Raw genomic sequence first — 11,367 nt, 5'->3', positions numbered from 1 at the left:
GCGCAGATCCGGCCCGAGGAACTTCGACATCGACCGCACCAGTGCCCACCGCTGGTGACCAACCGGGATCACCGTCTCATAGGGGCTCACCGACAGCAGCGAGAACTGGTCGTCCTCGATAATCAGGACGCCGGGGAAATCGGCGATCACCTGGCGCAACGCCGTTGCCCGGGTCGCTGACAGACTCACCCCGGTCGGATTGTGTGCCCGCGGCGTGCACACCACCGCACGCGCCCCGGCCGTCAGTGCCTCACGCAGGGCCGCGACCTCCAGCCCCTCGGCGTCCACCGGCACGGGCACGGTCCGGTAACCGGCCAGGCGGGTGGCGTTGACCGAGGTGAGGAAGCACGGGTCCTCCAGCACCACGGCGTCCCCGGAGGCGAGGGTGGTGGACAGCAGCCGTTCCACGGCATCCACCGCCCCGGCGGTCACACTGACCGCTGCCGTCCCCGCCCGGTCGGCCAGGTCCGGAGTGAACTCACACAGTGCGACCTCCTCCAGCCCGGGGAAGGTCGCCGGGGTGCCGTACAGTGGGGCCGGCGCCGGGATGAGCCGCACCGAGGCGGGGTCGGGCAGCAGGTCGCGGTCGGGATTGCCGTGGCCGATGTCTCGCGCCGCACCGTCCGCGGTCCCGGACGCACCCTCGGTCACCGCGTCCTCATGGGAGGTGATGGTGGTGCCCGCACCGCGACGGCTCACCGCGACCCCCGCGCGGACGAGCACACGGTAGGCGGCCTGAACGGTGTTCCGGTTGACGCCGAGCCGTTCGGCGAGGGTGCGCACCGGGGGCAGTCGGTCACCGGGATCAAGCTCCCCGCGGTCAACGAGTCCGCGGATGCTCTCGGCGATACCTGCGGCGGTCGAACCGGTGATGGGGGGAGGGACGTTCACGTAGCCACTATGCCACACCCCGACGGATCATTGACCTGTGTCAACCTCCCGCGCGCGGCGCCCGGCACCCTGCCGGGACCGGGTCACCCGACCTGCCCTGCGGTCCTACTCTGCGGCGACCTTCACCAGGACCGGGCGCAGTTCATCGAGCGCCCATGCCCGGACCAGTGAACTGGGCTGGGCCAGTCCGATGACGACGGCGTAGTTGTCACTGACCATGGTGCCGTTCCTCACCTGCGGGAGAGCGGCGAAGGTCGGACGGCTCTCCAGTGACGCGATGCCCGCGGCACTGTAGATCACCGAGAAGTCGGCGGCGAACTCATCGTAGTTCTCCGGGCTGACCACGTAAGAGCCGCCGGCGGCATTGGGTTCCCTTCCCTCGATGTCCGCCGGAAGGGTCATGCCGAGGTCGTAGAGGAAGGAGTTGGACGCCTCGGCGGGGTCCGGTGACGCACCGATCTTCCCGTCCCCCTGGTCACGCCCCACCCAACCGGTCTTCCCCGCCAGGCCCGCCATGTCCTCCCTCGCCCGTGTGAAGAGGCCGGCGTCCTCATCGAGGATCCGCTGTGCCTCGTCCCGTCTGTCGAAGAGCTCACCGAGTTGTGTGAGCCGCTCCTTCCAGGTGGCCTTCATCGGATCCCGGGAGGGGCCGTTGAGGGTGGGGGCGATATCCGAGAGCCGGTCGTACTCGTCCTGCGAGTCGATCCAGTAGATGTCGCCGATGATGACGTCCGGGTCTGCTCCGGCGATCTTCTCGACATCGAGGTCACCGTAGGTGGACACGGTGATCCGCTCTACGCCGTCGAGCATTCCCTCCCGCCAGGGGGCGCCCTCGTCCTGGTCGGTCATGACGACCGCGGTCGGGGTGACGCCGAGGGCCAGAACATTGTCGAGGGCGGACGCGGTGACCACGACCCGCCTCGGATCCACCGGGTAGTCGGCGTCGCCGAAAGCGTTCGCGAGGGTGACGGTGCCCCCGGCACCCCCGGCATCCGGGGTAGCTGTGTCGTCACTGTCGGAGCCGCAGGCGGTGAGGCCCGCGGTGAGCCCCAGGCCGAGAGTGAGCAGGGCGGTGGCCGCCGTCGTGGCGGGCCGGGTGCGTGGAGACGGAATCCGTGTCATGTTCGATGAAGTTAGGCTCACTTCACGTAACTGTCAATGTGATTCACGATAGCGGGGGTAAACGCCCGGCTCACCCCCTCAGAGGGCCGGCCAGTTCCGCTCCAGACCCTCGATGATGAACTCCACCTTCACGTCGGTGAACCCCCGGTCGGTCCAGGAATCGTCCGGCGGGAAGGGATGGTCGGGTGAGCCGACGTCGATCCGCTCGCGAACCCGGTCCAGACCGGTCGCCCCGGACTCGTCCGTGGCGCGCATCGACTCCACCCCCAGCCGGCACGAGAAGACCGTGTCCCCCAGGAAGTCCAGCGCGAACTCGGCCTGCCCCCGCGAGTACCCGTGCCCCTCCAACGCCCGTGCGAAGGCTCCGGCCACCGGCCCGACATGGGCGAACGCCGGCGCGTACGAGTAGACCGTCCGCGCCAGTCCCGGAAAACCCTCGCAGACCCGCCAGCACTCGTCCGCCCACAGCCGGCAGATCTCCTGCCACGTCATCCCGGGACGCGGCACAGCGATCGTGGACGCCGCCCGGGCCAGGCAGGCGTCCAACAGGTCGTCACGGGAGTCGAACCGCCGGTACACCGCCGAGGTCACCACACCGATACGCTCCGCCACCTTGGCGAGAGTGAAGGTGTCCAACCCGAGACCGATCGCCGCATCCACCACATCATCCCTGGTGAACGTGGGTTTCGGCCCGGTCCTACGGCCGGCGTTCCTCGGCACTGACGGTACTGACATACCGACCAGCCTATCGGTCCACCAGGCGCCACCCCTGCGCATGGTGCAGATGGTTCCAGAACCGGGTGTAGGTCCCGCCCGCGGCGAGTAGTTCGGCGTGGGTACCCTCCGCCTCGATCCGACCGTCCCCGGTGAGCAGCACGATCCGGTCCGCACCCGCGATGGTGTCCAGCCGGTGGGCGACAACCAGCACCGTCGCTGTCCTGCGCAACTGTTCGACGGAGGCGACGATGTGCACCTCATTCTCCACGTCCAGGGCACTCGTCGCCTCATCCAGCAGCACGATCGGGGCCTGCTTGAGCAACGCCCGGGCGATGGCCACGCGCTGCCGCTCACCACCGGACAGCGACTTACCGCCCTCACCGACCCGCGTGTCCCACCCCGCCGGCAGACGCTCCGCAATCTCGGTGACCCCCGCCAGGTCGGCGACGTGCCGGATCTCGGCGGCGGACGCGTCCTCCCGCCCGACGGCGATGTTCGCCTCCAGGGAGTCGTCGAAGAGGTACACGTCCTGGAAGACCATCGACAGCTGCGCCATGAGCTGCCCGGGGGTCTGCCGCGTGACCGGAACGCCACCGACGAGAACCTCACCGGCGTCCACGTCGTAGAATCGCGCGACGAGCTTCTCCACCGTCGTCTTTCCTGAACCCGAGGGGCCCACGAGCGCGACCATGGAACCGGCCGGCACCCGGAAGGAGACCCCCTGCAGCACCGGAACATCCGACGAATACCCGAAGGAGACGTCACGCAGCTCCACCGACCCCGGCGCGGTGAGTTCCACCGGGGCGTCCGGCACCGGCAACGGTTCCGCGGTGAGTACCTCGTCGATGCCGTCCAGCAGCGGACGCCGGGTCTCCAGGCTCATCGCACCCTCGGTGATCGCAGACAGGGTGGAGGTGAACTGCAGTGCCAGGCCGATGAACGCCAGTGCCGGCACCGGCTCCAACGTCCCGTCGACGGCCAGCAGGCCGGTCACCGCGATGACAGCGACGATCACCCCCTGGACCAGTGCCCCGGAGAGCAGCATCCCGAGTGTCTCGGACCACAGCGCCCTCCGCTTCGAGGCCAGGGCAGTGTCGAGCGCCCCTGTCAGTGGGGCGAAGTCCCCGCTGCGCCCGCAGGACCGCAGTGCACCCTGGCACTGGGCGAACTCCACGATCCGGTCGGCGAGCTCGATCTCATCCGGCTCATGGATGCGTCCGCCCCTCCTGGCCAGTGCCGTCGAACACAGGACAATGACGACGAACACCGGCACCGCGAGCGTGAGGATCAGCCCGAGCCACGGATTCCAGATCCAGGCGACGACGATCACCACCGTCGCCGTGACGGTGCGGGACACCAGTGGGCCGATCATGTGGGCGAAGATCTCGCCGGTGGTCATCAGCTCGGAGGAGACCATCCGGGACAGACGCCCGGCCAGTGGACGGGCGAACCACCCCAGCGGCTGCCGTGAGACCTTGTCACCCACCAACCGGTGGATACTGCGCAGGAAGTCCATCGCCACCCGGTAGTTCCACTGGTCCTTGACGAAGTTCAGGCCGACCCCGGCCAGCGTCAGCACGGTCAGGACCGCGAGCCAGCCGGGCGTGGTCAGTCCCCACCACGGGCCGTCGGTGGCCAGCGACGAGACCGCCGGCAGCAGGGACGCCAGCGCCAACCCCTCGACCAGCCCGGACGCTGCACTGACGAGCAGTGCCGGGGTCATGGCCCGCGGTCGGGAGATCATGCGGCGGAGCCGGGGAATGATGTCGATCAGGGGGAGTGTCATGCGTGCGCCTCTCATACGGTGGCCTCCTGTGCGGTGACACGTCCGTCGTCGACATGGATGATGCGGTCCACACCGACGATCGCCTCCGGCCGGTGGGCGATGACCAGCACCGTGCGTCCGACCGCGAGGGTGGACAGCGCCTGCTGGATCTCGTGCTGGGACTCGGGGTCGGTCAACGCGGTGGCCTCGTCGAGGACGAGAACCGGGGCGTCCACCAACAGGGCACGGGCGATGGCGATGCGTTGCGCCTGCCCGCCGGACAGACCGGTATCCGACCCGTAGACCGTGTCGAAGCCGTCCGGCAACGCCTCGATCTCACTCAGGACATGGGCGGACGCCGCCGCAGCCCGGACCTGCGCATCTGTGGCGTCCGGTCGGCCCAGGGCGATGTTGTCGCGGATGCTCACCGCGGTGAGCTGCGGTTCCTGCAGCACGAACCCGACATGGGAGTACAGGTCGGTGATGTCTCTGACGGGGACGCCGCCGATGGCCACCGTGCCCGACTGCGGATCATCGAACCGCGCGAGCAGCGTGGCGATGGTCGACTTGCCGGAACCCGACGGGCCGACCAGGGCGGTGACCGTGCCGGCGGGAAGGGTGAGGGTGACGTCGTCGACCGCCGGGGTGTCCACCCCGGGGTAACGGTAGGTGACGTGGTCGAAGGTGACGTCGTGGGAGGTGGGGGTCGTTGTGCCGGCGTCGTCGGCGTCCCGCAGGACGGGGATCTCCAGCAGGTCGACCAGGCGCAGCGCGGCGGCGCCGGCGATCTGGCTGGACCAGGTGTTGCCCATCATCGTCTCCAGCGAGTACGGCACGAGCAGCGCGATCAGCGAGGTGGCGAGCACATCCGCCACCCCGACGACCCCGTTGTGCACCAGCAGCATGCCGCCACCGAGGTTGACCAGCAGGATCAGCGGTACCGCGAGGATCGACTGGCCCAGCGAGGACACGGCCATCAGCGGTTTCACCCAGCCGAGGTAGAAGTCGTAGAACTCGTCGGCGGACCGCTGGTAGCTGCGGTGGGCGCGGCCGACCGTACCGAAGGCCTTGACCACGGAGATACCGGTGACGAACTCGACCATGCGGGCCGAGACGTCACCGAGCCGCCGGTCCATCTCCACCGTCTTCTCCCCCATGCCCCGCATGGTCATCGCCATGGCCAGCATGTAGACCGGGACCACGGCGACCGCCAGCAGTCCGAGCCGCCAGTCGACGACGAAGGCGTAGACCATCAGCGCCAGTGGCATGACCACCGCACTGGTGCCCTCGACCGGCTGGTGGGCGATGAGGTAGTGCACGGTGGCGATGTCATCCTGCAGACCTTTGCGGACGCGGCCGGAGTTCGTGGCGGTGAACCAGCTCAACGGTGCCTTCGCGAAGCGTTTCACCATACGCAGCCGAATACCGTGGCCGAGTGCGATATCGGCGAAGTGGGTGACGGTCAGGGCGACGAAGTAGATGAGGAGCCGCGCCATGAAGGCACCGAGGAGGATCGTCAGCCAACGGTTGACCTCATCGCCGTCGATGCCCGCACCATCGGCGGCGCCGTCGATGAGCAGGGCGCCGATCTTCACCAGGGCGATGTAGGGAACCACGGCGAGCACAGCGGATACCGCGGCGAGGATGCGCCCGAGCATGAGTCGTCCGGCGACGGGACTGAGCAGGCTCTTCAGTGCGGCTGCGCCCGCCTTCCGTTCAGCCTTGGCCGCTGCCCCGGCCACCTGCCCCGACCGGGTTGCAGGTCGGTCCAGGGAGTCCCGGCCTGTGTGGTCTTCAACGGTCTTCCCCGGTGCCTGGTCCGGTGGTGGCTGCGTGGACGGCTCCTGCGGACTCTGCGACTGCGCAGACATGATCCTCCTTGAGGGTTGCACTACCTAACTGTGAATGTCTGTCACACTAGGTGTCGGCGGTTCCGACCGCAAGGGTCACACCCGACCACTCCCCCGTCCGCCCCCTGCCCCATCCACCACGCCCCCGTTCACCACCGGTGACATAGACGGAGAGGCCACGAATCCGTGGACTCGGTGACCTCTCCGTCTATGTCACGCCGGGTGAACGGGGTCGAGCACTACTTCTTCCCGTCAGCACCCTCGGCACCGTCGGCGTCCTCGTCGTCAAGGCTGAGGCCCAGCTGCTCCAGCTCCGCCTTGAGATTCTCCATCGACAACTCGACCTCCTCGGACCCCACGCCATGGACGTGCGCATGCTCCCCGTGCAGGGCGTCGATCCCGGCAGCGGCGGCGCGTCCCTCGACCTCGTCGACGGCGAGATCCATCGCGTCCCCCAGTTTCGAGTAGGCGGGGTAGATGACCTCGCGCTCCAACTCGTCGCGCAGCGGCTGGTCACAGAACGCGCTCTCCAACGCGTTGGTCGTCAGCTCGAGGAACTGCCAGTACTCCAGGTCGAAGGCCTCGGCGAGCTTGATCATCTCACCGCTCATCGTGCAGCCGGAGACCAGCCGGTTGTCGGTGTTCACGGTGCAGGTGAAGCCGAGCTCGTAGAGCAGGTTGAAGGGGTGATCCTCCACCGTGTCGCAGATACCGGTCTGGGTGTTGGAGGTCGGGCAGATCTCCAGCGGAATCCGTCGGTCGCGGACGAACCTCGCGATCCTGCCGAGCTCCAGCCCTCCCATGGTCGCCTCCAGATCCTCGTAGATCCGGACGCCGTGGCCGATGCGCACCGCGCCCTGGCGCAGCCCGTCGGCGATGGACTCCACACCGGCGGCCTCACCGGCGTGAACGGTCACCGGGATGAGGTTCTCACGCAGCAGGTTGAATGCGGCGACGTGGTTCGAGGGTGGGAAGCCGTCCTCTGCACCGGCGATGTCGAAACCGACGACATAGCCCTCGCCCGGGGAGTGCTCGCCGTAGTTGTCGACGAGCAGCTGGGCGATCTCCAGCGCCCGGTCGGCGTGGCGCATGGCGCACAGCAGCAGTCTGGCGTGGATGCGGTGACCGGCGGCAGCGGCGGCCCGCTCGCCTTCCTTGACACCCTGCACGGTCGCGTCGACGACCTCCTGCAGGCTCAGGCCCTTGGCCTGGTGCTGCTCGGGGGCGTACCGCAGCTCGGCGTAGCAGACGCCGTCGGCGGCGAGGTCCTCGACGGCCTCCTTGGTGACACGGACCAGGGCGTCCTTCGTCTGCATGACGGCGGTGGTGTGGTCGAAGGTGGTGAGGTAGGTCGGCAGGTCGCCGGAGTTCGCGGCGTCGAAGAACCACTTCTCCAGTTCGGCGGCGTCGGTGGTGGGAAGGGCGTCGTAGCCGGTCTCGGCGGCGATCTCGATGATGGTCCGGGGACGCAGCCCGCCGTCCAGGTGGTCGTGGAGGACGACCTTGGGCAGGGTGCGGACGATCTCGGGATCGACGGAGGAGAACGAGGGCGCGGAGTGGTCAGAGGGTTCGGTCATGGTGCTCCACGATACCGCCGGTAGAGTTCCACCACGATGCGTACACTCGTTTCCGCCGGTCTCGCCGTGCTCATGGCGTCCGCCACCGTCTCCCCCGCCACCGCCCAGGATCTCGTCCTGGACGCCGGACTCAACGGCATGCCACGGGCGCAGTGGTTGCCGATGACGTCCCCGGTGGGCGTCCCGCTGCCCCGTGACCACGCGATCTGGACCGACGACTGCCGCTACGACCGACGTCTGCCGCGCGCCTACGACAGGGACGCGCTGCGTGACGCCGGCACCGACCCGGTGATCACGGTGGATAGGCCGGGACCCGGGGGATCGGAACTGGACACCTGTGGAAAGGTCGCCGCGGACGGGCTGGACATGCCGACGCGGCTGAGCCTGGGCAGTTACGTCCTCTACGACGTCGACTCCGGTGACGTGCTGGCGGCGAAGGACCCGTACGGACTGTACCGCCCGGCGTCGGTCATCAAGATCCTGCTGGTCATGGTGGCTCTCGACGAGCTCGACATGGATCAGCGGGTGCGCGTCACCGAGGAGATGGCGAATGTCGACGGCTCGAAGGTGGGTGTGGGCCCCGGCGGGAAATACACCGCGGAGCAGCTGCTGCAGGGCCTGGTGATGAACTCCGGGAACGACGCCGCCCTGGCCCTGGCCGGTGCCCTCGGCGGGACGGACGCCACGGTCGCGAAAATGCAGGCGCTGGCAGACTCACTCGGGGTGCGAGCGACCCGGGTGACCACGGTCAACGGGCTGGACACCCCGGATGCTCAGACCACCGCCTACGATCTCGCGCTGGTGTACCGTGCGGCGTTCCAGCGGGCGGACGTCCGGAAACTGCTCGGTACGGGGCAGGCGACGTTCCCCGGGTTCGGGGAGAATCCGGCGTTCCGGATCGCCAGTGACAACGGTCTGCTCCACGCCTACCCCGGGACGCTCGGCGGGAAGACGGGGTTCACCGACAACGCGCGCCACACCTACGCCGCCGCGGTCTCCCGCAGGGGGCGGACGCTGGGGGTGGTGATGCTCAACTCGACGATCGCCGCGGGACGCCCGTGGGAGCAGGCGGCGACTGTCTTTGACGCCGCGTTCGACGCCCCGCGGGACGCCTCGGTCGGACGGCTGGTGGACGCGGCGGACACTGCTGGTGCTGCGGATTCCACGGGGACCGCGGCGGCCGTGCCGGCCGGGGCCGCTGAGACGTCCGGGACCGACGGGGCCGCGTCCACCACTGTGGTGGCGGTCATCGTCGCCGCTGTCGTGTGCGTCCTCGCCGCCGGTGCCTGGCTGTTCCTCCGCCGCCGGCGCTGACCGTCCGTGGAAAGAACGGATCACACAGGTTGATCCGGAAGCTCAGACCCTCGGCTGCGGTGAGAAATGGTCGCACCTCGGGCCCGGGAGCAGCGGTCGGTGCCGCGCAGTGCGACCATTACTCACCGTCCGGCGTCCCTCCCCTGACCCCTGCACTGACTGCCACGGGTCCTCGTTCAGTTCTTGCGGAACAGCCCGCCGACCGCACTGCCGGTCTTCATGACGATCCCGCCGAGCAGAACGCCCAAGGCCGCCCCCGCGCCGACCAGCCCCGCCTTCCGGACGTTCTGTCCGGTCGTCTTCTCTGCCCTCGCCCGCGGGTTGGCGTCCCGCCGGATCTGGATGATCGCGGGGGCCGGTGCGTCCGGGATCATCTCGGCGAGAGCCTCCGGGGTCGTGGCGACCCAGGCGGAGCAGTACAGGGTGATGCGCCACAGCAGGTAGAGCAGGACCATCACACCGATGACCGGGCCGAACGCCGCACCGGCCGGGTTGGACATCGTGTTGTTGAAGAAGACGGTGGCGAACTGCTTGAAGAACTCCAGTCCGACGGCGCCGATCAGCGCACCGCGCACCGCCGCCTTGCGGGGCACGTGGGTGCGGGGGAAGAACATCAGCATCCAGAACATCACGACCCAGTTCGCCGCCAGGGCGATCAACAACGCGATGAGCCAGACCACGACCCTGATGCCCCCGATGTCGTCCATGTTCAGCGTCTCGATGATGGTCCAGGTGAATCCCCCGGATCCGATCGCCGTGACGGCGAATGCGACGATGAGGGAGACCAGCAGACCGATCAGGGCGATGAGGTCACTGATCTTCCCCTTGAGGAAGCTGTCGGCGGTGAGCTGCGCCTTCCACATCGCGGAGATGCCGGCGCGCAGGTTCCCGATCCAGCCGAGTCCGGTCCAGAGGGTCAGCACGAGACCGATGCCGAAGATACTGCCACGTTGTCCGATGGCGGTGTTGAGGATGTCGGTGAGGGTGTCGCCGAGATCACCGGACACCGAGTCCTTGATGCTGTCGATGATGTCGTTGAGCAGATCCTCATTGCCTGCCAGGACCATGGCCACCACGGCCACCACCAGCATCACCAACGGGAAGACGGACAGCACCGAGAAGTAGGTGATGCCGGCGGAATAGTAGTTGCCGCCCTGTTCACCGTACCGCTCGTTCATGTGCATGACATGGTCGAGCCAGGGCCATTTCGCCCGGAGCTTCTCCACGGCGGTGGGTTCCTTGACCGCCACAGCGTCGGCAGTGCCGGAGTCCTCTCCTGTCGAGGTGGCCACATTGCTGGCTCCGGTGGTGGCTCTGGTGGTGGCTGCCATCGGCGTATCCTCACGGTCGTCGGTTCAGGGGACGGTGCTCCACAATAATGCGGAATGACGGTCGGGGCGCGGGAACCGCCCGCCGGTCACACCGGCCTGACCGGGACTGCCCGCGCACCGTATCCGGTCAGCAGGGCGAAGAGTACGAGGTGTCACTGTTGAGCAGGCGGGCGTTGCCACCGCCGTTGAGCTCGGCGGTGCACAGGGACGCCAGATCATCGCCGTAGTCGACGACGACGGCGTAGACGGCGGCCCCGTTGTGGCGGGGCCGCAGCGACGGGCAGTCCCCGGGGTTCATCAGCACACTGCCCGGATTCTCCGCGAGGGAGGTGTCCACCTCCTGCCGGAAGCCGGGGCTGTTGCCGTAGATCGAGTTCACGACGAGGACGCCACGCCCGTCGCAGGCCAGCGGACCGGAACCGGCGCCAGTGTTCCCGCCGGGTTCCGGCTCCGGCCGGGTGGTCGTAGGCGACGTGTCGGGGGGTGGGACGGCGGTCGGCGCCGTGGGCTCCGGGGCGACGGTGACGGTGGTGACGGTGGGCGACGCCGCCGCCTTTGCTCCCCCGGTCACGCCGGTGGTCCCGGTTGTGGGGGACGCTGCACCCTCCCCGGAAGTGCTCCTGCCGAGGAACCAGGCGCCGACGACCACGCACAGCACCACCGCGAAGACGCCGGCCCCGATGACGACGGTCCTTCCCTTGTTCGCCCCTGATGTCCCCTGGCGCGTTCCGGCGGCCCAGGGATTGGTGGGGCGGTTGCTCGGGGCGTTCACGGAGTCTCCTTCAGCGGATGCGGGCGAT

8 protein-coding genes and 1 pseudogene are annotated in these 11,367 nt (G+C 68.5%); 1 reads left to right on the top strand and 8 read right to left on the bottom strand.

The features are described 5' to 3' along the window. From QZV72_RS05075 to QZV72_RS05050, 6 genes are all read right to left on the bottom strand, one after another. Nucleotides 1–891, bottom strand: an 891-nt coding sequence (locus QZV72_RS05075; protein ID WP_297005982.1) for an aminotransferase class I/II-fold pyridoxal phosphate-dependent enzyme, incomplete at its 3' end; no start/stop codon positions are given. Between the two features lie 105 nt (nt 892–996). After that, nucleotides 997–2,013, bottom strand: a complete 1,017-nt coding sequence (locus tag QZV72_RS05070; RefSeq protein ID WP_297005980.1) for an ABC transporter substrate-binding protein — start codon at nt 2,011–2,013, stop codon at nt 997–999. Between the two features lie 78 nt (nt 2,014–2,091). Continuing rightward, nucleotides 2,092–2,748: a TetR/AcrR family transcriptional regulator gene (locus QZV72_RS05065; protein ID WP_297005978.1), complete on the bottom strand. Its 657-nt coding sequence runs from the start codon at nt 2,746–2,748 to the stop codon at nt 2,092–2,094. Between the two features lie 10 nt (nt 2,749–2,758). After that, complete coding sequence (locus QZV72_RS05060) at nt 2,759–4,516, bottom strand: ABC transporter ATP-binding protein (RefSeq protein WP_297005977.1); 1,758 nt, start codon at nt 4,514–4,516, stop codon at nt 2,759–2,761. Between the two features lie 11 nt (nt 4,517–4,527). Further along, nucleotides 4,528–6,366, bottom strand: a complete 1,839-nt coding sequence (locus QZV72_RS05055) for an ABC transporter ATP-binding protein (RefSeq protein ID WP_297005975.1) — start codon at nt 6,364–6,366, stop codon at nt 4,528–4,530. 218 nt (nt 6,367–6,584) lie between these two features. Then, on the bottom strand, nt 6,585–7,922 hold the full coding sequence (locus QZV72_RS05050; protein ID WP_297005973.1) for an adenosine deaminase: 1,338 nt from the start codon (nt 7,920–7,922) through the stop codon (nt 6,585–6,587). Between the two features lie 36 nt (nt 7,923–7,958). Here QZV72_RS05050 and QZV72_RS05045 point away from each other — a divergent pair, with 36 nt between their 5' ends. Next, the gene (locus QZV72_RS05045) at nt 7,959–9,236 is read left to right on the top strand and encodes a D-alanyl-D-alanine carboxypeptidase family protein (protein WP_297005971.1); all 1,278 of its coding nucleotides are present in this window, start codon (nt 7,959–7,961) and stop codon (nt 9,234–9,236) included. 176 nt (nt 9,237–9,412) lie between these two features. On the opposite strand, the gene QZV72_RS05040 is transcribed toward QZV72_RS05045, so the two are convergent. Then, on the bottom strand, nt 9,413–10,567 hold the full coding sequence (locus QZV72_RS05040; protein WP_297005969.1) for a YhjD/YihY/BrkB family envelope integrity protein: 1,155 nt from the start codon (nt 10,565–10,567) through the stop codon (nt 9,413–9,415). A 127-nt stretch (nt 10,568–10,694) separates the two neighbouring features. Next, a pseudogene (locus tag QZV72_RS05035) lies at nt 10,695–11,367 on the bottom strand (hypothetical protein); the annotation flags it as partial.

Origin of the sequence: uncultured Corynebacterium sp., assembly GCF_902782855.1 — a bacterium.
Lineage (GTDB): Bacteria > Actinomycetota > Actinomycetes > Mycobacteriales > Mycobacteriaceae > Corynebacterium.
This window is presented reverse-complemented; position numbering and strand designations above follow the sequence as displayed.